This is a genomic window from Agrobacterium sp. a22-2, from assembly GCF_012276985.1.
Classification (GTDB): Bacteria; Pseudomonadota; Alphaproteobacteria; order Rhizobiales; family Rhizobiaceae; genus Allorhizobium.
Genome location: NZ_JAAXMM010000011.1, coordinates 1 through 23,575 on the forward strand (window position 1 = coordinate 1; position 23,575 = coordinate 23,575).

A 23,575-nucleotide genomic window follows, 5' to 3' on the forward strand; every position below is an offset into this window, starting at 1 on the left:
CTAAAGCGGTCCTTTTGCGTTGCTAAAACAACGAAGCCCATAACAGTTAACGCGGGGTGGAGCAGCCCGGTAGCTCGTCAGGCTCATAACCTGAAGGCCGCAGGTTCAAATCCTGCCCCCGCAACCAACCATTCCTGCGATAACGACAAAGCCCCATCATGGGGCTTTTTGCGTTTCTGGGGCCGGGGGACCTGACATTCTGGAAGCATTCGGTCCAGCCTGACCTTGCCCCGTTGAGATAATCCATTTTGAAGTAAGCTCTGGCCCAACGAGAGGACCAGGGAATGAAGCGCAGCCGTTTCACGGACGAACAGATTATCGGCATACTGAAGGAGCACGAGGCAGGCACGCCGGTCTCGGAGCTTTGCCGCAAGCACGGCGTCAGCGATGCGAGCATCTACAAATGGAAGGCCAAATTGGGCGGTATGGACGTATCCGAAGCCAAGCGGCTGAAGACTCTTGAGGACGAGAACGCGAAGCTGAAGCGGCTTCTGGCGGATGCGATGCTCGACAATGCTGCTTTGAAAGACCTCTTGGGAAAGAAGTGGTGACGCCCGCAGCAAGGCGGAACGCTGTCACTCATCTGATGGATCACCACCAGATGAGTGAACCACTGCCCGGCAGGCGGTGTTTACACCGCTGAGAGGGGCGGGCGTGTAAAGCCAGCGGCTTTTGCCGAATGACGATCCGTTACGAAACCAGACGCAGCGACGATGATCGTCTTCGCGAGCGGATGAAAGCATTGGCGCATGAACGCCGTCGCTTCGGTTATCCCTTGGCCGTCAGGTGATTGCCACGCAATCACCGTCAGGCGACGCATCCACGTGCTGCTCAAACGCGAAGGGCACCGTGTGAACCACAAGAAGCTCTTCCGGCTCTATCGGGAGGAGAAGCTGACCGTGCGCAAGCGCGGCGGCCGCAAGCGAGCGATTGGCACGCGAGCGCCGATGCTGGTCCCGATGGCGGCCAATGATCGCTGGTCGCTGGACTTCGTGTCGGATCAACTCACCGATGGCCGCAGGTTCCGTGTCCTCACGATCGTCGATGATTGCACCAGAGAATGCCTGGGCCTCGTCGCCGATACGTCGCTCTCCGGCCTGCGGGTTGCCCTTGAGTTGGATCAGGTCATCGAGAAGCGTGGCAAGCCAAGAATGATCGTCAGCGACAACGGCAGCGAGTTCACCAGCAATGCGATCCTGCAATGGACGGACCGCGCCAAGGTGGATTGGCACTATATTGCGCCGGGTAAACCGATCCAAAACGCCTTCATCGAAAGCTTCAACGGGCGGCTGCGGGATGAGCTCTTGAATGAAACGCTCTTCTCATCACTGACCCATGCCCGGTCAGCACTTTCAAGCTGGCGTAGTGACTACAATGATCACCGACCACATTCCGGTCTCGGCTGGCTGACGCCGGCCGAGTTCGCTCAGACCATCAACCCGCGACGCGATGCGGTGCTGCGCAACCGGAATGGCTCCGCACCGCAACCCGCCGCTACCGCCCCAAATACAGCAACCCAAAACCGCTGGAGCGAACTCAAAACTGGATAAAACTTGGGGGCAAGGTCAATTTGCGTGGAGTTTCGGTTCCATTGCCGAAACTTCCGCTCCAGTTGCCGAGGCGTGTATTCCGAGTCGTTGGAGATGATGACGAAGCGGTCATTGAGCAGGCCGAGCAGGGTGCCGGCTTTTCGCTGTATCCGTGACTTGAGTGCAGCCGGACGGCCGTCGCCGAAGTCTGGCTGCTCAGTTCAGACAGTTGCGCATTCGACCCGGTCTCTGCCTGAGGCTTTGGCCAGATAGAGTGCGTTGTCAGCTTGGCGTAGCAGAGTGTCGCGGTCTTGTCCGTGGGCCGGGTAGGTCGAAATACCGAAGGATGCGGTTACCGCGGATGGTAAGCCAGAACCCTTAGGCATCGCGTTACGCAGTGTGGTGCGGATCCGCTCGGCGTTAGCACGCGCCGTATCGAGGTCGACCTCCGGCATCAGAACAACAAACTCCTCGCCGCCGTAACGGCAGACAACGTCGCTGAGGCGAACCGCATCGCGCAAGCTCGTGGCAAAGTTTTGTAGGACGACATCGCCTGCCTGGTGACCATAAGTGTCGTTGATTGCCTTGAAGTGGTCGATGTCGGCCATCAATAGGGTGAGTGGCTTGCCGGACCTTGCGGCGCGCGCCAGTTCGCAAATCACCACTTGGTCAAAATGGCGACGGTTGTAGAGGCCGGTCAGCGGGTCGCGGATCGACTGGTCAAGAAGCTTTTGCTGCAGGGCCTCGACTTCCCGCTCGGCGCGAACGCGATCGGTCACATCCATCAAAAGACTGATCAGAGCTTTCTTGTCGCCAACTTCCATCACATTGCCATGGATTTCGACGTCGATGATATTCCCGTCCTTGCGCATGCCGCGCACCGTATGGCGAATGCTTTTCGCTTGGCCCGACAACCGGCGGCGAATGCTCTCCTCAACGATATGCCGGTCCTCTGGATGAAAATAAGCCATCGGATCGCTGCCGACCACCTCCTCGGCCGCGCAGCCGAACATCATGGCAAAAGTCTCGTTGGCATAGGTTACGCTATCGTCTTCGACAATCGTGATCCCGACCAGCGACTGGCTTACCAAGCCGCGAAAACGGAGCTCGGATTCACTCAATGCCCGCGTTATCGTTTCATTCTCGCGCAACGCCTCTTCAAGCGCTGCCGTGCGTTGTCTTACCTGTTCCTCCAGCAGTACGGTTGTCTGGAAGATGCTGAAATCGGAGCCCTGCATCGTTGCGCTCCGTTCGGCGCGATCCATCAAGACCTTGACGATCTTGTTCAGCCTAATGATTTCGTCTTGCAGGTGGTCGAAATCATTTTGCTCCGGGCCGTGGGGTTCAGCGGCAATCGCTTGGCTGGTCATGCAGCGGCCTTCCCGAAGGCGATACCGACGAGGGTCTGGTTGACGTGGACGCCCTGATACTGTTCGCCATAGGTATTGAAGCCGACAGCGCCGTGCCCACGCAGGAGCGCGCCGACGTCGGAGCGCAGTTTCAATTGGGAGATCTCCAGTTTGCGCAGTATGCAATCGAAAACCAGCATGGCCTGTGGCGGGCCGATCGCCGAGGTGATGGCCTCCAACGCATGAACCAGGTTTGCCATCAGGTCGACGCCTTTGGCGACGCGGAAGACCAATCCCTCCTCAATCGCGCAGTAGAAAGTCAGGCTGCCGTCCGGATTGGCGCGCTGGATCGAGCGCACATAGTTGGTTCCGTCCAGCATGACCACGACAGGAGAGGCGGCAAAATGTTACGGGTCTAGTTCAAAGCCGCCGGTGTTGAGGATGCGAGCATATTCCTGGGCGGCGGGTCGCCCGTTGATTTCCTTGACCACGCGATGGCCGCTGTCTGCTTCGGTGACGACGAGCCGCTCGTCCATCGCCATGAAATGCTGTGTCTTGAAGATGCGGAAAGGTAGCGCCGTGTGCATCACCACGCACACGGCGCTGTCAGTATGGAAAATTCCATCATGGAAAACGAAGGTTTGCTCCAGAGCAAGGTCGTCGCCAGCCGAACCGCCGATCAGCGGAATTTCGCCAAGACCCGTTTGTAGCGCCCGCGTTACCTGCTCCTCGCGGATCGACAAACCGTCAATAAACAGCAGACCGAAGGAATTGTGGCGGTTCGCGCCAGGAGCCTGAGCGAGCAGTTCGGACTGGAGTGCTTTGCCAAGTTCTTGGCCGCGCGCCATCTTGAACTCGGACAGACTGTCAAGAAAGCCGATGGTTATGTCGAAATCGTGCCTTGAAAAACTGAGGCCGACCATGCTTCCGTCGGAGCAACCCTGGCTGCCGATCTCTCCGGCCGTTGTGCAGCCGACTACCGGAATGCCGGCGAAACGTGCCGCAATTGCCTGTTCAAGCGCAGCGCGGTCATAGCCTGGCGAACAGAAGATTAGAACGAGGGCGGTGTCTTCCCGCTGCAGCGCATCGCCGAGCTCGGTGATCGCCGTTGTTGGATCCGAAGCCAATGAGTGGCCATTGAGAACAGCCCCGGTTCGAGGCGATGCTTCCTGTGCGTCTAATTGGGCCATCTTCATGGTTGAGAGCCGCACGTTACCGCAACCTCGCCGGGTGCGGTCGCGGCCGGCGGTAAAATCGACACGGGAGACATGTAGACCATCGCCAGAGCGGTGGCCCGAGTGTCGCTTTCGGCTCCAGAATCGGAAACGTTCGGTATCCGCGAACCCGCTCGCAGGAACTCCATTGCGCCGAATGGAGCATCGAATTTCGTGCCGGTTAGCCCGATTTCCGGCTGCTGCGATTGCTGCCGCAAACCAAGGCCAGGCTCTTGCACAGCGACCGCCGAGCCGCCAAATTTCCTGAAACCGGACACAGAATCCTCCAACCTTCGGAGAGAGCATACCCTTTGAAAATTTAGGAGCTCTTAATTAGCAAACCAAAAATTATGCGAAGGCGCAATTCGTGCCACCACCACTATGGAGAGCAAAGTGCGTGGCGGCGACATCGTTTCGCTTCAGCGGCGATACGGGCCACCGATTTCCATCGAGAGGCCCCGTGGCCGCGTGTGAGCTCATTGAGCGAAAACGTTAATGGCTATGAGTTCGCAATCAAGCAGCGCTGAAGGAACGATATGGCGCGCCGGGCTCGAATGCTCAGGTGCGCCGCTTGTTCAATGATCTCCCAGAAGGGAGCCGAGCGTGGACTTGCACGTTCTTGTTCCCTCATCGAGCACAGTGGACCTGTCACATCACACATAGACCGACATTTCGTTAGGAGAAGTCGCTCCGTTCATGCTGGCGGCTGGTTGCTTGCGACAAAGGCTTAGCGCTGAGAGGCGCGGTTCGGAGGCGACGGTTTTCCGCACCGTCGAACCCACCATGGTTTCTCGGGCTATTGCTCCGAGCGTTCGTCGGCCTTGTCCCGCAATCGGTTCCAGTGATGCATCCTGTTTGCCGCCTGGACCGCAATGGCATGCATGGGAATGGGTTTCATGGATGTGACAGGAAGGGGCATCTGCTCGTCCGAGCGTCTGCCCGCCGCCCATCGGCCAAGTTCCTGTCCAAGGGCCATCGAGAGCGCAACGCCTCGTCCGGAATAGACTCCGCCGAAAACAAGGCCAGGAGCGAGCCGATAGAGCCGGGGTTGCCGGTCAGGAACGACCGCGAACGTACCGTGCCAATATTCATCAATCTTGGGAGGGCCACCGAAGGCCTTGAACGCCTTTCCAAGGATCTGGGAGACTTTTGTGCGTCCGCGCTCTGCCTCGTCGAACCAGAAAGTGTGTGTGGCGCCGCTGACAAGCCGATTGTCGCGGTCATAATGAAAGTAGCGAAGATCGTTGCGCATGTCGGAAACGGCCGGGTTGCCAACCAGGATTTGGCCCCGCAGTTCTTCCGACAGCGGCGGGGTGGCCGCCTGGAACACCTTGAGTGGGATAAGCGTCCGCTTCAGGCCGGGCCAGATGTCCCCCGTCAATGCGTTGGTGGCAAGAATGACCTCCGGCGCGGTAACGCTTCCCGACGCGGTGAAAACCCGCCAACCCTTTTCGACGCGCTCGATACGGGTAGCGCGTGAGTTTTCGAAAATTGTCACGCCTTCGCGCTCGATGGCCGCCGCAAGTCCGAGCGTCATCGCGAACGGGTTGATATGGCCCGAATTGTGCACCATCCAACCGCCGAGATAGGGGCTGCCGATACAGGCAGACACCTCGCCACGGTCGAGCCAGGAGACGTTGGCGCCAAACGCCTTCCATTCATCGTGGAACTGGCGGGCACGCGCCAGCGTCTTTTCCGTATGGGCCGGCTGCAGCCAGCCCTCCTGGACCTGATGGGCATCGATATTGAAGCGCTGCATCAGGCCAAAGGCGACACCTGCCGCATCTGCCACCATCCGGTTGTAACGTTCGCCTAACGGCTTGCCGTAAACCATCTCGAACTCGGAAGGCGACGCCTTGGAATGGTGGGATATGACGAGACCGTTATTGCGACCCGACGCCGCCGATCCGATCTCGTTGCCCTCCAGCAGCACGACGTTCATGCCGCTGTCTCGGGCGCCGAGAGCGGCCGCCATGCCGGTGAACCCTCCGCCGACCACGAGAAGATCGGTTTGGTGGTCGCCGGACAATTTCGGCGCTGTCGTCCTGTTCTGAGACGTCTTTCTCCAGAGATGCGGGGTCTGCCAGTCGACATCAAACATGGATCGTCTCCTCGGTCGCACCGCCGAGATAATGTTCGCTGATTGCGGAATGTTCGGCGAGTTCCTGCGCCGGGCCGTGGACACGGACCCGACCGGTGTTCAGCAGATAGGCATAGTCGCCGCATTGCAGCGCCAGTTGCACGTTCTGCTCCACGAGCAGGATTGAAATCCCGGATTTGGACAGATCAAGAATGATGTGAAAGATCTGCTGTATGATTTTCGGCGCCAGGCCGAGCGAAGGTTCGTCCAGCATGAGCAGCTTGGGTTCGGCCATCAGCGCCCGACCGATGGCGAGCATTTGCTGCTGGCCGCCGGACATTCTGCTTGCCATGCCGTTGCGCCGTTCCTTGAGAATCGGAAAAAGCTCGAACACATCATTTCGAAGGGCTTCGAAGCTCTTGCCGCCGCGGCCGATATGGGCCGCAACGAGATTTTCCTCGATCGTCAAGCGCTGGAATATCTGCCGGCCTTCCGGGCAATGGGTCAGCCCCATGCGCACTACCTGTTCCGGCCTTGCGCCGGTAATATCCTTGCCGTCGAACTCGACCGATCCCGCTGTCGCGCGGGCGACGCCGGAGATCGAGTTCAAAAGCGTCGTCTTGCCGGCACCGTTCGGTCCGAGGATCACGACGATTTCCCGTTCGTCTACCTCCAGGTCGATAGCGTCAAGAACGCCGACGCGCCCGTATCCCGAGCTTAATCCGGCGATCTTCAGCAGCGGCCTTGATGTCGTCGATGTCATTGGCTGTTCCCAGATAGGCGAGTTGTACGTCGGAGCTTTCCTGAACTTCCTCAGGTGTCCCCTGAAAAAGCAGTTTTCCGTGATGCATCACCACGATGCGGTCACAGACGGACATCACCAGATCCATGTCGTGTTCGACGACGATCATGATGCGGTCCGGCGATCTCAGTTCCGCAAGCTTGGCCGTCAACTCGGCGGTCTCGTGATGATTGAGGCCGGCGGCGGGCTCATCGAGCAGCAGCAGGCGGGGATTGGTCACCAGCGCCCGGGCGATTTCCAGCATGCGCTGCCGTCCATAAGGCAGGCTCCCGGCTTCGTGATCGGCATGGTGCTGCAGATTGAAAAAGGAGAGCAGTTCCATGCATGCGTCGCGCCGCTTCAGCCGCCGCTTCGTGGCAAAGGGCGGCCAGAGAATTTCCCGCCAGACCTGTCCGACCTGGGTGGGGTAGAAACAAACCTCCAGGTTCTCGAGCACCGTCATCTGGTCGAAGAGCCGGATATTCTGGTAGGTGCGCGCGACGCCGGAATTGGCGATCTGGTATTTTTTCAGGCCGCTCAGCGTCCGCCCGTCCAGGATGATCTTGCCGCCGGAGACCAGATAGGAGCCGGCGGTCATGTTGATCAGGGTCGACTTGCCGGCACCGTTCGGGCCGATGATCCCATGGATCAGTCCCGGCTGAAATTGCGTCGAGACACCCTCGATCGCAACGTGGTGGCCATACTGCTTGCGCAGGTTTTCAAAGACGAGAGTCATTTTCCGAAAAGCCCTCGAATGAGTTTTTCCGGCCCGAATGTGCGCGGCACGATCCCGGCGGGCCGGACGATGATGAGGATGATCATCAGCAGGCCGAGGAACAGAATTCGCCACTCGGCGAATTCGCGCAAGACTTCTGGAAGCAGGATGAGGATGGCTGCACCGATGACGATGCCCAGAATGTTGCCGATGCCGCCGATGACGATCATCAGCACGATCAGGACCGATTCCTGCAGTGCAAAGCTGTCCGGGCTGACGAAACGTTGCGAGGCTGCGAAGATCACACCGGCAATCGAGCCGATGGTTGCGGATGTTGCGAAGGCTGCAAGCTTGGCATTGGTGGTGTTGATTCCGATGCCGCGCGCGGCATCCTGGTCCTCGCGGATGGCCGCCCAGGCTTTTCCAAGGATGGACTTCTCCATCCGCCACACGAATGTCGCGACAGCCAGCACCAGAACGATCAGCAGCCAGTAGATTTCGGTCGGTTTCGCCAGCTCGATACCCGCGATCGACGCCTTGTCGAGGCGCGCGATCCCTTTGGGACCGCCTGTCAGCCAATCCAGATTGTTGATCAGGATGCGGATGATTTCCCCAAAGCCGAGGGTCACGATCGCCAGATAGTCGCCTCTCAGTTTCAGGACCGGAAGGCCGAGAAGAATGCCGGAGATCGCCCCGAGGCTGGCTGCGATCAACAGGATCAGGAGGAATGGCAGATGCAGGCCAAACTGAGGGCTTGCCAAGAGAGCATAGGTATAGGCCCCGACGGCATAAAAGGCGACAAAGCCGAGATCGAGCAGCCCCGCATAGCCAATCACGATATTGAGGCCGATGCCGAGCAAAATGTAGATCAACAGGCCGTTGGCGACGCGCACATAATAATTGGGCAGGAACGGCGTGACGACGATCAGTGCCACGGCGATCAGCAGAATGAGCAGAGGGAGAAACCTGCCGCTTTTCGTCTGCGGTTGACGGGATGTATCGACGGCGGACATCAAAACTCCCTCTTGTAGACCATGCTCTCCTCGGAGACTGGCTCACCGAGGATACCCGCTGGCCGAACCAGCAGGACGAGAATGAGAATGACGAATGCCAGCACGTCGCGATATTCTGTCCCGAGCAAACCACCGGAGAGAACTGGCAGGAGAGCGGTGCCGGCCACTTCGACGAAGGCAAGGATAAATGCGCCGAGCATTGCGCCCGGGATGGAGCCTATCCCGCCGAGGATCGCTGCCGTGAAGGCCTTCAATCCGACGACGGCGCCCATTGTGGGAGACATGATTCCGTAGTAGCTCGCATAAAGGATCCCACCAGCCGCGCCCAGGACCGGGCCGGCGAAGAAGACCAGCGAGATGGCGAGGTTGACGTTGATGCCGAGCAATTGCGCGGTCGGACGGTTTTCGGATACGGCGCGAACGATGATACCAGCCCGACTTCGGTTGACCAGCAAGTGGAGCGCCGTCATCAAAACGAAGGAGGCGATCAGAATGCCGATCTGCACGAGGGTTACCGTGCCGCCGAGAACCTCAATGCGGGTTCCTGGAAAGAAGCTCGGAAAACCGACCGGCTGCGGACCGGCCATGATCTGCACGCCGGTTATCAGAGACAACGACACCCCGAGGGAAGACAGCATCGGTGCCAGGCGATTGGAGTTTCGCAGCGGCTTGTAGGCGAGCCGTTCGATGCCGACACCCACCAATCCGACGCCAATCACCGCTACCGCAAAGACCACTGCGAGAGCGAGGGCGCCTACTTCTCCTATGTCGCCCACGAAGAGGGCGAGAGCGAGAAATGCAGCATAGGCCCCCAGCATGAACATCTCGCCGTGAGCGAAATTGATCATGCGCAGGACACCGTAGACCATGGTGTAGCCGAGCGCGATAAGGGCGTAGATCGCACCGATCGTCAGAGCGTTGAATGTTTGTTGAATGAAGATTCCGAGCATGGGTGTCCTGTCCGCTGACGCCATGAAGGCGGGATAGGAGGCGCGACTGCCAGCTGGTTGAAGAGTTGGCAGTCGCGGTGAAAAATCGCGGACCAAAGACCTGGCCCGATCATATGGTCGGTTATTTCGTACCGACCAAGGTGAACTTGTCACCTTCGACCTTGTAGAGATAGGACGGCGCGACCTTTAGGTCGCCTTTTTCGTCAAACTCAAGCTCGCCGATAGCCGTCATGGCTTTCACGTTGTGCAGGGCCTCGTTCATGTCCTCGCGGGTCAGCCCCTTGGTGCTCTTCAGAACGGCTTCCAGGATCTGCCCCTGTGCGTAGCCGTAGATCGAATAGGGGCCGGCATCCTGGCCAAACTTTGCCTTATATTCCGCCGCGAAGTCGGCGATCGCCGGCGTTGCATCAAGCGGCGGAGCCTGTACGGCAACCGTGGCACCTTGGACGTTGGCTTCACCCGCCTGAGAGATGAATTCCGGCGTGTAGCCACCATCAGGAACCATGAGTGTCGCGGTGACACCCTGCTCGTGCATCTGCTTGGCAAACAGCGCCAGCTGCGGCATGACGGCGCCAAGATAGATGACATCCGGATTTTTCGCCTTGATCTGCGCGAGAATGGCGCTGAAGTCGACGTCCGTCGGCGCGATTGACAGCGTGTCGAGCACCTTGCCGCCACCGGTGGTGAAGTTCGTGCCGAAGATTTCGGAAATGCCCTGTCCGAAGACCTGCTTGTCGTTGACGATCAGCGCGGTTTTGGCGCCGAGCTTCTGAAGCGCATATTCCGCTGGAAGCAGCGCGCCGGCAAAGTCGTTGGCAACGGGGCGGACCATGAATTTGTAGCCCTGTTGGGTCAACGAAGGGTTCGAGCCGAAGGTCATCGTCGGCAACGAGCAATCTTCATAGATCGGCAACGTGGACTGTGCGACGCCGGAGTTGAAGTTGACCAGTCCAAGGATGACATCTTCCTCATCGCAGAATTTCTGCGCAACCAGAGTGCCTTGACGCGGGTCGGCCTGGTCGTCCTGCTGGTCGATCTTCACGGTCACGCCGTTCACGCCGCCAGCTGCATTGAGCTTGTCGATATAGAGCTTGAAGCCGTCATGCCAGGTGGTTCCGAAATAGGCCTGAGGGCCTGTGGTGGGGCCAGCCAGGCCAATCGTCACCTCCTCGGCGAGGACGGGCGTAGCGAAGATGGCAGTCGAAAGAGAAAGAGCGGCAATTAACTTCATTGTTGTTCCCCTTGTTGCGGTCCGATCGCGTCAGCAGGCCAGTTCCGGTCTTCTTGCTGTTGGACGCTATGGAAGCAGACATTTATGGGTACGTCAAGAAAGTGTCGACACTATTGCGTTCAATTTTATTCCGTTTTATTCATGCGACGGATCCGACGCGGCTGCGGCGTGGCCGGGTGGTCGTATCAGCGCGCGAATATACCCGGAGCAGGGCATCCTTGAGGGCTTCCTGTGTGGCAGAAACCGTGAGTTCGATATGCTTGCGCAACAATTCCGTGCCTTCCTCCGCGTCCCGTTTGGTGGCAGCGTCGACGATTGCCGAGTGGGATGCGACCAGATTGTTGTCGTGGCTGCGATGCTCTATCTGGATGCGACGGATGAACCGGATGCGGGCATTGATCGCGTGCAGTTGATTGACGATTTCCGGATTTCCGGAAAGTTCGGCGATCAGAATATGAAAGCCTTCGTCTTCCGCCAGAATGTCGTCCGGCGGTTGATCGCGGTAGCCTTCGACAATATTGGCCCAGTAGGTGCGAAGCCTGCCAATGTCATCGTCGGAGGCCCGTTCGCACATCAGACGAAAGGCTGCGCATTCGATGATCGACCGCAGTTCGTAGAGGTCGATCAGGCCCTCGGTACTGAGGCTTCGCACGAAGAAGCCGCGATTGGGGGTGAGAGACACGAACCCTTCCGATGCCAGACGGTTCAGCGCCTCTCTGATGGGTGTGCGGGAAATGGACAGGCTCTTGGCGAGCCGCATTTCATTGATCCGCTCCTCCGGCTTCAGGTGAAACTCGACCAGGAGCTTTCGAATGGCATTGTAGGCCCGCTCGCTGCTATCGGCAGATCTGCGGGTTTCCGGCTCCGCTGTCTCGACAAGAGCAACGGTAGGGTTCGTTACAAGGGGAGTCTTCATCTTGAAAATGGTCCATCGTCGAATGTTCTTGTCGACAGTTATATATGCAGTTGGATCTTTCTAGAGGGTGATCGATGCAACCTCAAGATCGAGCGGATGGGATAATACGATGATCGGAGTTCTTGGCGTAGGCCATCTTGCGGCAGCGATGATTGCAGGCCTGATAAAATCGGGTGGCCCGGAAACTATATTGCTTTCGCCACGCGGCAAATCGAAGGAGCTTGGCGCCAGATATGGGTTGGTCATCTGCGCAGACAACCGGGAGCTGGTGGAGCGTTCCGACATCGTCATTCTCGCGGTTCGCCCGGCAGATGCGCCGGCGGCCTTGGAGGGGCTGCCGTGGAGAGAGGATCAGGTCGTGCTGTCCGTTTGCGCCGGCGTTGCACTCTCAAAGTTCCCGGCGATCCCCGCACGGATCGTGCGCGCCATGCCGCTGACGGCGACCGAAATCAACGCCAGCCCGACCGTCTTTTATCCCGATGTGGCCGAGGCACGCCAATTGCTCGCACGGCTCGGGCCGGCGATCGCGCTTCGAAGCGAGGACGAGTTCGAGATCGCAACCGTGAATGCAGCGATCTACGGCTGGGCCCAGGACCTGATCCGGCAGAGCGTGCACTGGGGCGGAGATCATGGTGCCGATCGTCAAATGATGCGCCAGCTCGTGGCTCAAACCTTCGTGGCCGCCGGCCGCATGATTGCCGAGACCGCCGAGCCCATGGAGGCGATGCTCAAGGATTTGGTGACCCCTGGAGGGATCACCGAACTCGGCCTTGCTGTCCTCGACCAGCAAGGCCAACCGGCGGCCTGGCAGGCGGCTTGCGATGCCGTTCTCGCACGTCTGACAACATCTGCGGAAAGACGCTAACGGATTACCTCAACGAGCTTGAACCAAGGGGGTAGACGTGACCTCCGGTTGCCTGGTCGGTCGGAGAAATCGTCAACTCCGCCACATCGGCATGGGGCGGAAGGGTCAGGGCGCAGACAAGCACTGCGGCGATATCCTCCGGTCTGAGCGGGCGCTGCTGCGTATACATCCGCTCCTGCAGGGTGGCTGCATCGCCACCGAAGGCCTGAAGATAAAACTGCGTCTCCACCCTGCCGGGTGCGATCTCGGTGAGCCTTACGCCGGTTCCGGCAAGATCATAGCGCAGGATCCGGCCGGCCTGCGACAGTCCGGCCTTTGCCGCGCCATAGCTTGTCGTTCCGGGAAACGCAGCCGAGGCCGCCGTGCTGGTCAGGTTGAAGATATGCCCGCGCTGTCTGGCAATCATGCCCGGCAACATCATGCGAATGAGCTGCAGGGGAGCGGTGAGATTGAGGGCAATGACCTCTTCCGTCTCCTCGGCCGTCTGCTCATGAAGCGGCCGGACGGTGGAAATGCCGCCGGCATTGTTGACCAGCACGTCGATCTCAACGCCGGCAAGCCTCTCTGCGATGGCGGCGTGGTCGCGCACATCGGCCACCAGCGGCCGCAGTCGATCGCCCAGTTGGGAGGCGAGTTCGGTGAGCGACGCTTCGCTGCGACCGAGAGCGTAGACCGTCAGGCCCTCGCCCACGAGCCTCGACGCAATGGCGGCCCCAATGCCCTTGGAGGCGCCCGTCACCAGTGCGCAGCGATAGTCCATGCCGGTTCTCCTTGGCCGATAGCTTACAGCGCGCCGTGCTCGGCGACGCCCTTTAAAATGGAAACCAGTCCGGCCTCCCGTTCCGACTTCAACTGCTCCTGGCTTCGCCCGCCCACGGCCGCAGCGGTCGACTTCGTCACGGCAGCGATGGTTGCCTCGTCGAGCTCGGCGTCCAGCAGTGTGTCCCAGATGGCCTGATAGGTCGGCCCGTATTTGCGCAGAAAATCCTCCATGCCCGCCGCATTGAGCTGGTTGGAGATAAACGAACCCTGCAGGGTCCATTTGGGGCCAGGGCCGTAGACGAAGGCGCGGTCCACATCTTCGACCGAGGCCACGCCGTCGCGCACCAGGGCAATCGCCTCGCGCCACATGGCACCCATGAGGCGGAGCGCCAGGTGGCCGGTAATCTCGCGGTTCATGACAACGGGCTTTTTGCCGATGTCTTCATAGATCGCCTTTGCCACCTGCACGGATGCCGGATCGGTCAGGGCTCCACCGACAATCTCGACCAGCGGCATGAGATGCGCCGGGTTGAACGGGTGGCCAAGCACGATCCGTCCGGGAAGCCGGCAGTCGCGCTGCATGTCGGAGACCAGCAGGGCAGACGACGACGATGCTATGACGACATGGTCCGCCACGCAGCTTTCGATCTCCGGAAGAAGCTTGCGCTTGATCTCCAGGATTTCAGGGGCGCTTTCCTGGACGAAATCGACGCCGGCCATCGCGTCGGCCATGGATGAGAACAGCCGGAATTCGCCGGGCTCGGTCGTCTTGTGGGCACCGACGGCATCAAGGTCTGCCAGAAGGCTTGGCAGCAGCTTTCGGAAATCGTCCTCCTGACACGAGCCGCGATCATAGGCGCGGACATCATGACCGGCATGCAGGAATGCTGCTGCCCAACGCTGGCCAATGACCCCGAACCCGATGATTCCGATCGTTTTCTTCATCATGTGTCTCCTCGTCCATCGAGCGCGTTTCTGAAAGCGGTGTTGATGTCGTTCCACGGAATGAGGAGATCGAGCCATGCGCCGATGCGTCCCGCCACGATGATCGCTTCGTCGATCAGCACGCGGAACGGCAAGGGGCCATCCATGATGGATTCGAGAGCAAACAGAAGCGCCGGGGTCTCGTTCATGTGACAGAAGTCGCGTAGCCGCGTCGCCGTCTTGTTCAGCGCAAGTGCTGCCGCCTGGCGCAGGGCGGGTTCATCCCGCTTGCCGATTTCGGCACGCGTCCACCACAGAAATTCGTGCAAAACACGCGCTTCGCCTTCGGCGGCAAAAACCGGGCCCGCCGGATGCATGATGGCGCGGGACCTGGTCACCTGGGCAATGTCGGCCGGCATGTCCGCCCAGAGCCGCTGGCGCGCCGAGATCATTTCGGCAGGCAGTGGAGAGGCGGAAGGCGAGGCCGTCATTCCACCTTCGCCGGCCGTCAACCTACCCGTAATGATGCGCCGCCCCTGATCACGCTTGACCGTGGCGGCAAGCGCGGTGATGCCCTCGATCGGCGCATCGAGAACGCCAAGCAAGGTCACGTGGGCCGTTTCGGCCTGAAGCGGTGCGAAGGTGATTTCCAGGAACTGGCGAACCGGCCAGTAGAGGAAGGCACCGGCCGGCGCATCGAGGACATGGGTGGCACCCTCGACATCCTCGACGAAGGGAGCATGCCAGTAGATGTGGCTGCCGGCGATCTTCGGCGTATGCAGTTGCAGGTTCATCGGAAGGGCGCGCAACATGGCCTTGCGCGTCCTCTCGGCATTGCCCGTCAGCTTGATCGGCCAGGTCTGGCCTTCGGCCGAGAAATGAATGTGCATATTACTTTCCGGGAATGAAGAAGGATACGGGCTTCAGAATCTGGTTGCGCATATCGGCCAGGTAGTCGGTCTCGATCACTTTACGGCGATAGGCCTGCCATTCGGGATCGGCTTCCATCTGGTCACGGCGGGCTTCGCGATCGGCAAGGCTGTCGTATTTCCAGAGATGCACGGTGCGCGACAGGTCGCCGATATGGGTCTGGAAGAAACCGAAGGGTTCTCCGAGATAATGGCGCTGCATCGGCAGGCCCATATCCTCGTAGAGCTTCAAGAAGCTCGGCAGCATGTTGGGCTTGGCAGTATAGGTGCGATGGTCGAAGATCATTTTGTGCTCCTTGATGTCTGCTCGCGATGGCCGGCCGTGCGTATGGTCGGTCGGCTGGATTTATGCGTCCGCGCTTTTGATCGTCTCCATGATCAGCCGAGCCGTCAGAGCCGGCGCTTCCAGGTGCGGCACGTGCCCGACACCCGGCAGAAGATGGACCGCTGCAAAACCCGGCGCCCGCAAGGCATGGCTTGAGGGAATGACACGGTCGGACCGGCCCCAGATGATCCGGGTCGGCACATCGAGCCGGGAGAGTGCAGGCAAGCCGTCGAAGAGCTGGGTATCGCCCGAAAACAGATGGCCGGCGAGCGTTTCGAGTGCCGCCCGGTTGCCGATTTTCTCCATCTGCCGCAGAACGGCATTGGCATAGCCTGATGGAAGCGTCGCCGCTTCTGCCAGCATGAATGTTAGCCAGCGCTCCAGGGCGGCGGCTGTGGTCGATTGGATGAGCCCGCCGATGAAGCCGCCGGCGATTTCGGGGCCAAGGCCGCCCGGCGCCAGCAGGGTCAGCGATCGAACGGCAACCCGACCGACGGAGGTCAGGCCGAGTGCGGTTGCCCCGCCCAGCGAATGGCCGACGACATGGGCCTGCTCTATGCCTTGGCCTTCTAGCGCGTCGGACACGAAAGTGGCCAGGTCCTCGACGCTTTCGGCGCCTTGCTCGGCATTCGAGCCATGGCCCGGCAGGTCGATGGCAACCGCGCGGATGTCGGTGCCGAGTAGCGGTAAGACCTGCCGCCATGCAGACCGGTCGGCGCCGAAGCCGTGCAGGAACACGATGGGCAGGCTCTGCCTGACGACGACCGGCGGCGCTGCCAGCGGTACCGCCGCGGAAACCCGCTCGAGGGCCGGCCCGGTTGCCACAACCTTGCTTTGGTTGATCGCGTTTACAATGTCCCGCTGCTTGATCCGGCCGTTAGGTCCCGACCCGGCTATGGAGGAGAGGTCGAGCCCGGATTGCTTTGCCAGGCGCCGGGCCAGCGGGCTGGCGATAATCCGCATGCCGCTTGCCGGGGAGATTCGGGCGTCTGTCTCAGGGCTTTCAGCATCCGCCAACACCGTCTGCACCGGCCCTGTCGCGGTCGGCATGCTGCTCGTTCCGACATGTGCCGGAGGCTCGGTGTCCGAAATCGTTCCCAGCACAGCGCCGATCGGCGCCTCTTGCCCCTCGGGGTAGTGGATGTCTGCCAGCCAGCCGTCCCTGTCCGCTTCGATTTCCGTGGCGGCCTTGGCCGTTTCGACGGTGACCAGCAGATCGCCAGCCTTGACCTTGTCTCCAACCTTGGCCGACCAGGCGATCACCAGGACGGATTCCATGTACTCGCCGCCGGCACTTTCGATGCTGATGGGATGCGTTGTCATCGGCTATCCCTCACTTCAGCGTCGCAAGGGCAGCGGCGCGGATCTTGTCGGCATTGGGCAGCATCGCCGTCTCCAATGGTTCTGAATAGGGGATCGGCATGTCGGGCAGGGTCACCCGAGCGACCGGAGCATCGAGTTCATCGAAGGCGTGATCCATGATCGTGGCGGAAAGCTCTGCCGCATAGCCGCAGAAGCGCCAGCCCTCATTGACCACCACGGCATGGTGGGTCTTGGCGATCGAGCGGACAATGGCATTGACGTCGAGCGGGCGCAGAGAGCGCAGGTCGATCACCTCCGCCGAAATCCCGTCTGCCGCCAGGAGGTCCGCAGCCTTAACGGCCTCGATCACCATTTTCGATGTGGCGAAGATGGAAACGTCCGATCCTTCCCGCATCGTCGCCGCCTTGCCAAGCGGAACGATGAAATCGCCATCCGGCACCTCGCCGCGGATGTTGTAGAGCAGCTTGTGCTCCAGGAAGACGACCGGCTGGTCGTCGCGGATCGCGGCCTTCAGCATGCCCTTGGCGTCGGCGGGGGTGGAGGGCGCGACGACCTTGATGCCGGGGATATGCGCCAGCATGGAATCGAGCGCCTTGGAATGTTGGGCGCCGGCACCCGCGCCGCCGCCGCCCTGGGTTCTCAGGACGAAGGGCATCTTGACCTGTCCATCCCAGATGTAATTGTAGATGGATGCCTGGTTGACCAGCGCATCGAGCGTCAGCGGAATGAAGTCGGCATACATGATTTCCAGCACCGGCCGCGTGCCGGTCATGGCGGCCGTGACGGCCATCGCCGTCATCGCCTGTTCGGAAATCGGCGTGTCGCGCACCCGGCTCTCGCCGAATTCCTCCATCAGCCCCTTGGTCACCTTGAAGACGCCACCGTAGCGGCCGATGTCCTCGCCGAACAGGAAGACGGAGGGGTCGGCGGCCATTTCCTCGCGCAGTGCGGCATTCAGGGCTTCGCCATATCGCATGAGGGCCATATCAGTATGCCTCGCTGTAGGGGTTGCATGCTTCGTCGATTGCAAATTGCGGCATCGGATCCGACAACGCGGCTTCGAAAGCTGCATCGACCTCGGCCTTCGCCTGTGCCTCTGTCTCGGCGAGTTTCGCTTCGCCCACTTGGGCAAGAAGCGCTTGTCTCGACACCGTCAGCGGGTCGCGTTCTTTCCAGGCCGCAATGTCCTCGGGCGCCTGGTAGCCGCCCATGTCGGAGGTGGAAAACCCTTCCAGGCGATAGGTCTTGCACTCGATCATGCCCGGACCTTCGCCACGCCTGGCGCGATCGACCATGCCGGAGACGGCGCGATAAACGGCAATCGCATCGTTGCCGTCGACAATCTTGGACGGCATGCCATAGCCGGCGGCACGCACCGAAATGTCCTTGACCGAGGACTGGACATCCGAGTGCACCGTCAGACCGAACTGATTGTGTTCCAGCACGAAAACGACGGGGAGCTTCCACAGCGCGGCCATGTTCATCGCTTCGTGGCAGATGCCGGTCTGGGCCGCCCCGTCGCCGAAGATGCACATGGCGACATTCTTGCGACCCATGATCTGCATAGACAGCGCCATGCCGGTCGCCGCCGGAATGCCGGCACCGACAATCGCATTGCCGCCGACCACGCCCTTGCTGGCATCGGCGATCAGCATGTGACCGGCCCGACCGCCGCAGGCGCCGGTCTGGCGCCCGAAGATCTCGGCGATAACAGGCCGCATGGCCATGCCTTTGCCGATATAGACGGCGTGCCCGCGATGGGTCGTTGCAACCTTGTCTTCCGTTTCCAGCATGGCGGTCGCCGCAACGCCGACCGCCTCCTGGCCGTCGCAGCGGTGAATGGGGCCGCGGGTTCGGCCTTCCTTGTGAAGGGCACCCAGGCCCTCTTCCAGATGCCGCACCAGCAGCATCTTCCGATAGATTTCGAGATGGTCTTCCGTCGAGGGCGTGTTCTTCACAGAGTGGCCTCCAAATGCGTTCAGAAATTTAATACAAAAGTGTCGACACTTTGCAAGCCTTTCTGCAAAATAGAGTCCGGACAATCTGAAAAGGAGCGTGGATAATGCGTTTGCAGGGGAAGACAGCCATCGTGACGGGTGCAGGCGCCGGCATCGGAGCCGCGACGGCGGAGCTGTTCGGGCGCGAAGGTGCCCGGGTTCTTGTCGTCGATCGGGATGGTGCTGCGGCCGAACGGGTGGCCGCGGCCATTGGCGGGACGGCGATTGAGATCGACGTGTCCGACGAGGATGCGGTGCGATTGATGGCGCAATGTGCAGCCGGCCTGTTCCGGCGCGTCGACATCCTCGTCAACAATGCCGGTTACGGCATCCGTGGCTCCGTGCTGACAACGCAGGCGGCGGATTGGGATGCCCTGATGGCCGTCAACGTCAAAGGCGTGTTTCTTTGCTCGAAACATGTCATCCCGCTGATGGAAGGCGGCGGGGCGATCGTCAACACGGCTTCCAATGTCGCCAATGTCGGGCTCGCCGACAGGGCGGCCTATGTCGCGTCGAAGGGTGCCGTCGCCGCATTGACGCGCGCGATGGCCCTTGACCACGCCGGCCAGAACATTCGGGTCAATGCCGTCGCACCCGGAACCACATGGTCGAGCTATTTCGACAAGATCCTGGAGACCCACAGCGATCCGGAGGGCTTCGTTGCGGCCCTGAATGCACGAGCGCCGATGAACCGGGTGGCGCAGCCCAGCGAGATCGCCCAGGCGATCCTGTGGATGGCCAGCGACGAATCCTCCTACGCAACGGGCTCCATTCTCACCGTGGATGGCGGAATGACCGCCTGGTAGGTCTTCAGGCCGACGGGAGAGTGGTCCGCAAGGCGGCCAGCATCTCGTCCAGGTCCGCACAGGGAAAGCATCCGGCGGCGGCGAGATCGGACCTTACATCGACCGGCAAACCGGAATTGGAATCCGTCGGTATTTCGTTCAGGCGGCCGCCCACCAGGATTGGTAGCTCAAAGCCGTGAGACGCCATGACCGCCTTGATGGCCTTCGCATAGGACAGCGCAACGCCGTTATAGGTGCTGATGGCGATGACGTCCGCGCCGGCCTTCATCGCATGCTGCACCAGCGTTTCCGGATCGACGGCGACGCCGGCGTCGATGATGGCGGCACCCAGTCCCTCCAGCGCCTGTTCCACCAGATATTTGCCATGCTCATGGACATCTGTCGTGCCGATACAAATCAGCGGCCTCCTGGGTGTATTCAGGGGGAGCTGGCGTCCGACCCAGTCAGCAGCCTTGTGGTTGAGCTCGCGTGCCCATTCGGCATGGATCAGCGGCTGACGCCCCCGCGACGTTTCGGCGCCCGGCCCAAACAGCGTTTCCATGCGTTTCGGTCCCATTCGGCGGATGGCGAGCAGCAGCGCGGCCGGGTCTTTCGTGTCGACATCGCGATCCGAAAGCCCAGCCAGCACCGCTGCCGCAAAGCGGCGGCCCCCTTCGACGAGCGTATCCGCCATCGCTTCGATCTTCGGCCAGTCCATGATCAGCGCGTAGAAGGGAGCATGGTAGGCAAGGCGATGGGCGAAGGTCTGCGCGTCGATGATCTCGTCGACATCGGGGATGCGCTGGTTTTCGGTGACTGGCACGGGGTTTACGGCATGGCCCGACGGCCACCGCCCCAGTGCCAGGATATCGGCCGTCAGATAGCTCGACAGGCTGGCATAATTTCCGGCCGGCGTCGATTGGTAGGCCACGGTATTGCCGAAAATCATCGTGCCGGGCGTGTCATTGATCTGCACGAGGCCCGCATGGAAGGCGGCGCGTGACAGCGGGTCGCTGAAATGGTGACCATAACAATGGGAGACGCGGGCGCCGATCAGGTCTTCGACGATGTATTTCTCGATGACGACCATGCCAAGCGCGCAGGCCATGTCGATGAACAGGCCGGCGAATCCGTCGTCGAGATTGGAATGCACGAGGATCGTCTCGTCCTGTGCCGCAATCAGGCCAAGCGCGGTGACGGTCGCCTTCGTGGTCGCGACGTCGTCATCCCAATAGGGCAGACGGAAGGTGAAATATTGACCAAGATTGCCGATCGCCGTCGCGCCTGCGGCAATCGCCGCGCGTGTGTTCTCGACCGCTCCGGGAAGGCCGAGCATGAAATCGCCAAAATGCGCGGCGGCCGGCGCGGCATTGGTGATGCGGGCGAAATCCTCCGGGCCGCTCAGCACGATCCCCGTTCCGCGCGAAGCCTTTGCCCGCATGGCTTCCGGATACCCCATCGACCAGTCCAGCGTGATGCCGAAGCGATCGACGGCAAAGCCGGACTTCGCGCAGGCCGCATGGACGGACCGGATGGCATCGATCGTCCGGTTGACGTCGCGAAAGCCGATATGGGCGTGCTGCATCACCCGCCCTTCGGCAGCGCAGCGTGTCTTCCACGCCGCTTCCGAACCGACGCCCTTCTCGGACAGAAACAGGCATGACCCGAGGCGCCAGAGGCGCGCCATGTCGCGGCCGGCCTGTAACAGGTCGCGACCGGCTGTGAGCCGTGGATCGGTCAATGCGCGGGCGGATGCTGTCATATCGAGACTTCTTCGATGAAATGGCGGATGGATGTGGCAAATTGCCGGGGCCGGTCTTTCGGATGGAAGTGCGCACCGGCAAGCAGGGTCATGACAGAGCCGGGCACGACCGCCGCGATGGCCTGAGACAGGTAGAGTGGGGTCAATATGTCGGCGTCACCCGCAATGACGTGAACGGGACGCTCTATCCGTCCAAGGTCATCCAGCCGGTCGTGGTCCAGCAGCATGCGCACGCGTGCCGCCGTGACGGCGAGGGGGGCCAAGGCGGCACGCGCTGCCTTCGCGGCAGCCTCGAGGCGTTCCGCATGCTCATCCAGAAAGGCGGCTTCGTGACCGAAGACATCGGTCAGACGCTGGTAGGCCTCAGCAAGGCCTGCCTCCAGAAGGTCCGCTCGGGCGCGAAACAGTGTGTGGAAGCGCGCGTCGGCGCGCGCCCATGAACTGCTGATCGTGTAACTCAGGCCGATATCCGGATAGTCGAGCGCAAGGGTCTGCGCGATCGTGCCGCCGGTCGAATGCCCGACGACGTGAAGGGGTTCGCCGTGCAGCGCCGCGATCGCGGCGCAATCTGCCGAAATCCGGCCGATGGAATAGGGTCCGTCCGGTCGGTCGCTGCGGCCGGCACCCCGGTGATCGACGACGGTCAGCCGGAAAGCGCCTCGAAGTTCGTCGACCACCCCGTTCCAGAAGCGGCCATCGCCACCCAGGCCGGGAATGAGCAACAGTCGCGGACCGCGGTCCCCGAACGTCTCGGAATAGATGCGGCAGCCATCCGGAGCGACGAAATAGGGCACTAGGGCTTCCGTCCCTTCTCTAAAAGGTCCCGTGCAACTGCGGCCAGACTGAGGGCGGTGACGGCGGATGTCTTGGGGTTACCCGGCGAGGGCGCATTGGCGAACCGGAACAGGGCCTGCCCGGCAGCGCTGCTGACCTCGATCTCATGGACGTTGGACGCAAGGCCGGGATCGGCAATGACCGCCACCGAAACCTCCGCCGGATAAGCGACGATCCCCGCGGTAAAGGCGGCATTCGTGTTCTTGGGGTAGAGCTTCGCCGCTTCCGCCGGGCTGCCCTCGAACAGGACGACCGGCTCTGCCGTATCGGACAAGCCGAGCGCTGCCAGTTCATCCCGCCAGGCGGCCAACGGTTTTCGCAGTCTGTAGCTGATCTTCGCGTCGGGAAGAGCTGACACTGCCGCGAGATAATCGAGGCCGCCGATCGCGCCGGAGGGGATGACAAGCCGTGCTCCGGACAGCTTTCGCGCATCGTGAATGGCACGCGCCGTCTCCTCGGCGGCCAGCGCCCCGACGGATGCGACGACGACGGGGATACCGGCACGCAAGATGGTCGGCACGAAGGCGCCGACGCTCGCCTGACCGGCCGCCTCGATGACGAGTTGCGGGCGCTCGGCGATCAGACGGTCGACGGCAGTCACGATCTTTGCTGGGGCCGGCGGCGTTGCGCAAGACCCTTCGCGAAGCAGAACGACCCACCGGATCGCCGGCGTATCGAGTGCTGTCATGACCTGACTGGCCAGGGCTCCGAAGCCGATTATTCCTACGGTTACAGGTTCTTCGGACGCCATGGCGGTCAGTTCTTCAGGGGATCGAACTTGTCTTTCAGGTCCGCGCCGAAAACCGTCTGACGCTCGATTTCAAGCACGTTTTCCGGACGAGGGAAATTGGACGGAACGCGATCGCCCGGCTTGCGCGGCTTGCCGATCTGACGGAAGAAGTCCTCAAGGCCATTCGGCACGATCAGCCAGACCCAGCGCAACCGGGTGTCGCCGTCATTGATGAACATGTGGCGGACATTCTTGGGGAGGAAGATCGCCGTATCCGGCACGAGCGGAAATTCCTTGCCGTCGATCACCGCCCGGCCATGACCCTCGATAATGTAGACGGCCTCTTCGTTGCGGTCATGGGTGTGTTCGCGCACGTAACCGCCGGGCGCCACGGACTGGGTTCCCATGCCGAATGGGGATTCCATGGGCACGATGTGCGGCGCCAGCGCCACATCCACGTGGCCGTTGGCGGGTACCGGCTGCCAGTAACTCTCCCGCTCGTCCGGACCGGAGACGTGAACGCCGGCGGGGATTGCGGATTTGATGGCGTCTTCCATTGTC

Annotated in this window: 23 protein-coding genes, 1 tRNA gene and 1 pseudogene; 4 read left to right on the forward strand and 21 right to left on the reverse strand. The window is 61.1% G+C overall.

Going from position 1 to position 23,575, the window contains the following annotated elements:
• The first annotated feature begins 50 nt into the window (after window positions 1-50).
• Window positions 51-127 (forward strand) — tRNA-Met (locus HFC70_RS17420).
• 157 nt (window positions 128-284) lie between these two features.
• Window positions 285-1,550, forward strand: a pseudogene (locus HFC70_RS17425) (IS3 family transposase).
• 200 nt (window positions 1,551-1,750) lie between these two features.
• On the opposite strand, the gene HFC70_RS17430 reads toward HFC70_RS17425, so the two are convergent.
• The 10 genes from HFC70_RS17430 to HFC70_RS17470 form a co-directional block, all read right to left on the reverse strand.
• Entirely contained in the window at window positions 1,751-2,899 is a 1,149-nt protein-coding gene (locus tag HFC70_RS17430) for a sensor domain-containing diguanylate cyclase (protein ID WP_168474557.1), read from the reverse strand.
• Window positions 2,896-3,264, reverse strand: a complete 369-nt coding sequence (locus HFC70_RS26800) for an FIST C-terminal domain-containing protein (RefSeq protein WP_368669704.1) — start codon at window positions 3,262-3,264, stop codon at window positions 2,896-2,898. The genes HFC70_RS17430 and HFC70_RS26800 overlap by 4 nt, the downstream gene beginning before the upstream one ends.
• A gap of 21 nt (window positions 3,265-3,285) precedes the next feature.
• Window positions 3,286-4,074, reverse strand: a complete 789-nt coding sequence (locus HFC70_RS17435; protein WP_210259318.1) for an FIST N-terminal domain-containing protein — start codon at window positions 4,072-4,074, stop codon at window positions 3,286-3,288.
• Between the two features lie 814 nt (window positions 4,075-4,888).
• Window positions 4,889-6,193, reverse strand: coding sequence for an FAD-binding oxidoreductase (locus HFC70_RS17440; protein WP_168474558.1), 1,305 nt, complete (start codon window positions 6,191-6,193; stop codon window positions 4,889-4,891).
• Entirely contained in the window at window positions 6,186-6,935 is a 750-nt protein-coding gene (locus tag HFC70_RS17445) for an ABC transporter ATP-binding protein (protein ID WP_246735836.1), read from the reverse strand. Before HFC70_RS17445 ends, HFC70_RS17440 begins: the two co-directional genes overlap by 8 nt.
• On the reverse strand, window positions 6,859-7,689 hold the full coding sequence (locus HFC70_RS17450) for an ABC transporter ATP-binding protein (protein WP_168474559.1): 831 nt from the start codon (window positions 7,687-7,689) through the stop codon (window positions 6,859-6,861). Before HFC70_RS17450 ends, HFC70_RS17445 begins: the two co-directional genes overlap by 77 nt.
• The gene (locus HFC70_RS17455; protein ID WP_168474560.1) at window positions 7,686-8,681 is read right to left on the reverse strand and encodes a branched-chain amino acid ABC transporter permease; all 996 of its coding nucleotides are present in this window, start codon (window positions 8,679-8,681) and stop codon (window positions 7,686-7,688) included. Before HFC70_RS17455 ends, HFC70_RS17450 begins: the two co-directional genes overlap by 4 nt.
• Window positions 8,681-9,631, reverse strand: coding sequence for a branched-chain amino acid ABC transporter permease (locus HFC70_RS17460; RefSeq protein WP_168474561.1), 951 nt, complete (start codon window positions 9,629-9,631; stop codon window positions 8,681-8,683). The genes HFC70_RS17455 and HFC70_RS17460 overlap by 1 nt, the downstream gene beginning before the upstream one ends.
• A 121-nt stretch (window positions 9,632-9,752) precedes the next feature.
• On the reverse strand, window positions 9,753-10,862 hold the full coding sequence (locus HFC70_RS17465) for a branched-chain amino acid ABC transporter substrate-binding protein (protein ID WP_168474562.1): 1,110 nt from the start codon (window positions 10,860-10,862) through the stop codon (window positions 9,753-9,755).
• 139 nt (window positions 10,863-11,001) lie between these two features.
• Window positions 11,002-11,778 (reverse strand): GntR family transcriptional regulator, encoded by a 777-nt coding sequence (locus tag HFC70_RS17470; RefSeq protein ID WP_168474563.1) that lies wholly within the window; start codon window positions 11,776-11,778, stop codon window positions 11,002-11,004.
• Window positions 11,779-11,887: 109 nt separating this feature from the next.
• On the opposite strand from HFC70_RS17470, the gene HFC70_RS17475 reads away from it, so the two are divergent.
• Window positions 11,888-12,643, forward strand: a complete 756-nt coding sequence (locus HFC70_RS17475; protein WP_168474564.1) for a pyrroline-5-carboxylate reductase — start codon at window positions 11,888-11,890, stop codon at window positions 12,641-12,643.
• Between the two features lie 4 nt (window positions 12,644-12,647).
• On the opposite strand, the gene HFC70_RS17480 is transcribed toward HFC70_RS17475, so the two are convergent.
• From HFC70_RS17480 to HFC70_RS17510, 7 genes are read right to left on the reverse strand one after another with little or no spacing between them, the layout of a single operon-like run.
• Window positions 12,648-13,403 carry an SDR family oxidoreductase gene (locus HFC70_RS17480; protein ID WP_168474565.1) on the reverse strand — a complete coding sequence of 252 codons (756 nt, stop codon included), beginning with the start codon at window positions 13,401-13,403 and terminating at the stop codon, window positions 12,648-12,650.
• A 23-nt stretch (window positions 13,404-13,426) separates the two neighbouring features.
• Window positions 13,427-14,428 (reverse strand): 3-hydroxyacyl-CoA dehydrogenase NAD-binding domain-containing protein, encoded by a 1,002-nt coding sequence (locus HFC70_RS17485; protein WP_246735837.1) that lies wholly within the window; start codon window positions 14,426-14,428, stop codon window positions 13,427-13,429.
• Window positions 14,350-15,219, reverse strand: coding sequence for a hypothetical protein (locus HFC70_RS17490; RefSeq protein ID WP_168474567.1), 870 nt, complete (start codon window positions 15,217-15,219; stop codon window positions 14,350-14,352). Before HFC70_RS17490 ends, HFC70_RS17485 begins: the two co-directional genes overlap by 79 nt.
• A 1-nt stretch (window position 15,220) precedes the next feature.
• Complete coding sequence (locus HFC70_RS17495; RefSeq protein ID WP_168474568.1) at window positions 15,221-15,544, reverse strand: NIPSNAP family protein; 324 nt, start codon at window positions 15,542-15,544, stop codon at window positions 15,221-15,223.
• A gap of 60 nt (window positions 15,545-15,604) precedes the next feature.
• Entirely contained in the window at window positions 15,605-16,906 is a 1,302-nt protein-coding gene (locus HFC70_RS17500; protein WP_168474569.1) for an alpha/beta fold hydrolase, read from the reverse strand.
• Between the two features lie 10 nt (window positions 16,907-16,916).
• Entirely contained in the window at window positions 16,917-17,891 is a 975-nt protein-coding gene (locus HFC70_RS17505; protein WP_168474570.1) for an alpha-ketoacid dehydrogenase subunit beta, read from the reverse strand.
• A 1-nt stretch (window position 17,892) separates the two neighbouring features.
• Window positions 17,893-18,864: a thiamine pyrophosphate-dependent dehydrogenase E1 component subunit alpha gene (locus HFC70_RS17510; RefSeq protein WP_168474571.1), complete on the reverse strand. Its 972-nt coding sequence runs from the start codon at window positions 18,862-18,864 to the stop codon at window positions 17,893-17,895.
• A 104-nt stretch (window positions 18,865-18,968) separates the two neighbouring features.
• Here HFC70_RS17510 and HFC70_RS17515 point away from each other — a divergent pair, with 104 nt between their 5' ends.
• Entirely contained in the window at window positions 18,969-19,709 is a 741-nt protein-coding gene (locus HFC70_RS17515) for an SDR family oxidoreductase (RefSeq protein WP_168474572.1), read from the forward strand.
• A 4-nt stretch (window positions 19,710-19,713) separates the two neighbouring features.
• On the opposite strand, the gene HFC70_RS17520 is transcribed toward HFC70_RS17515, so the two are convergent.
• Genes HFC70_RS17520 through HFC70_RS17535 form a run of 4 tightly spaced genes read right to left on the reverse strand, consistent with a single transcriptional unit; the run spans window position 19,714 to window position 23,571 of the window.
• Window positions 19,714-21,450 carry a cobalamin-dependent protein gene (locus tag HFC70_RS17520; protein ID WP_168474573.1) on the reverse strand — a complete coding sequence of 579 codons (1,737 nt, stop codon included), beginning with the start codon at window positions 21,448-21,450 and terminating at the stop codon, window positions 19,714-19,716.
• Window positions 21,447-22,244 (reverse strand): alpha/beta fold hydrolase, encoded by a 798-nt coding sequence (locus HFC70_RS17525; RefSeq protein WP_168474574.1) that lies wholly within the window; start codon window positions 22,242-22,244, stop codon window positions 21,447-21,449. Before HFC70_RS17525 ends, HFC70_RS17520 begins: the two co-directional genes overlap by 4 nt.
• Window positions 22,244-23,035, reverse strand: a complete 792-nt coding sequence (locus HFC70_RS17530; RefSeq protein ID WP_256368929.1) for an aspartate dehydrogenase domain-containing protein — start codon at window positions 23,033-23,035, stop codon at window positions 22,244-22,246. Before HFC70_RS17530 ends, HFC70_RS17525 begins: the two co-directional genes overlap by 1 nt.
• A gap of 5 nt (window positions 23,036-23,040) precedes the next feature.
• Window positions 23,041-23,571, reverse strand: a complete 531-nt coding sequence (locus HFC70_RS17535) for a cupin domain-containing protein (RefSeq protein ID WP_168474576.1) — start codon at window positions 23,569-23,571, stop codon at window positions 23,041-23,043.
• Window positions 23,572-23,575: the final 4 nt, after the last annotated feature.

Excerpts from the sequence above, each read along its gene's own strand:
- HFC70_RS17480 (WP_168474565.1), bottom strand. The coding sequence starts at position 13,403 with ATGGACTATCGCTGCGCACTGGTGACGGGCGCCTCCAAGGGCATTGGG.
- HFC70_RS17500 (WP_168474569.1), bottom strand. The coding sequence starts at position 16,906 with ATGACAACGCATCCCATCAGCATCGAAAGTGCCGGCGGCGAGTACATG.
- HFC70_RS17485 (WP_246735837.1), bottom strand. The coding sequence starts at position 14,428 with ATGGCTCGATCTCCTCATTCCGTGGAACGACATCAACACCGCTTTCAG.
- HFC70_RS17520 (WP_168474573.1), bottom strand. The coding sequence starts at position 21,450 with ATGACAGCATCCGCCCGCGCATTGACCGATCCACGGCTCACAGCCGGT.
- HFC70_RS17460 (WP_168474561.1), bottom strand. The coding sequence starts at position 9,631 with ATGCTCGGAATCTTCATTCAACAAACATTCAACGCTCTGACGATCGGT.
- HFC70_RS17475 (WP_168474564.1), top strand. The coding sequence starts at position 11,888 with ATGATCGGAGTTCTTGGCGTAGGCCATCTTGCGGCAGCGATGATTGCA.
- HFC70_RS17430 (WP_168474557.1), bottom strand. The coding sequence starts at position 2,899 with ATGACCAGCCAAGCGATTGCCGCTGAACCCCACGGCCCGGAGCAAAAT.
- HFC70_RS17435 (WP_210259318.1), bottom strand. The coding sequence starts at position 4,074 with ATGAAGATGGCCCAATTAGACGCACAGGAAGCATCGCCTCGAACCGGG.
- HFC70_RS17530 (WP_256368929.1), bottom strand. The coding sequence starts at position 23,035 with ATGGCGTCCGAAGAACCTGTAACCGTAGGAATAATCGGCTTCGGAGCC.
- HFC70_RS17495 (WP_168474568.1), bottom strand. The coding sequence starts at position 15,544 with ATGATCTTCGACCATCGCACCTATACTGCCAAGCCCAACATGCTGCCG.
- HFC70_RS17490 (WP_168474567.1), bottom strand. The coding sequence starts at position 15,219 with ATGCACATTCATTTCTCGGCCGAAGGCCAGACCTGGCCGATCAAGCTG.
- HFC70_RS17505 (WP_168474570.1), bottom strand. The coding sequence starts at position 17,891 with ATGGCCCTCATGCGATATGGCGAAGCCCTGAATGCCGCACTGCGCGAG.
- HFC70_RS17445 (WP_246735836.1), bottom strand. The coding sequence starts at position 6,935 with ATGACATCGACGACATCAAGGCCGCTGCTGAAGATCGCCGGATTAAGC.
- HFC70_RS17450 (WP_168474559.1), bottom strand. The coding sequence starts at position 7,689 with ATGACTCTCGTCTTTGAAAACCTGCGCAAGCAGTATGGCCACCACGTT.
- HFC70_RS17470 (WP_168474563.1), bottom strand. The coding sequence starts at position 11,778 with ATGAAGACTCCCCTTGTAACGAACCCTACCGTTGCTCTTGTCGAGACA.
- HFC70_RS17455 (WP_168474560.1), bottom strand. The coding sequence starts at position 8,681 with ATGTCCGCCGTCGATACATCCCGTCAACCGCAGACGAAAAGCGGCAGG.
- HFC70_RS17440 (WP_168474558.1), bottom strand. The coding sequence starts at position 6,193 with ATGTTTGATGTCGACTGGCAGACCCCGCATCTCTGGAGAAAGACGTCT.
- HFC70_RS17465 (WP_168474562.1), bottom strand. The coding sequence starts at position 10,862 with ATGAAGTTAATTGCCGCTCTTTCTCTTTCGACTGCCATCTTCGCTACG.
- HFC70_RS17535 (WP_168474576.1), bottom strand. The coding sequence starts at position 23,571 with ATGGAAGACGCCATCAAATCCGCAATCCCCGCCGGCGTTCACGTCTCC.
- HFC70_RS17515 (WP_168474572.1), top strand. The coding sequence starts at position 18,969 with ATGCGTTTGCAGGGGAAGACAGCCATCGTGACGGGTGCAGGCGCCGGC.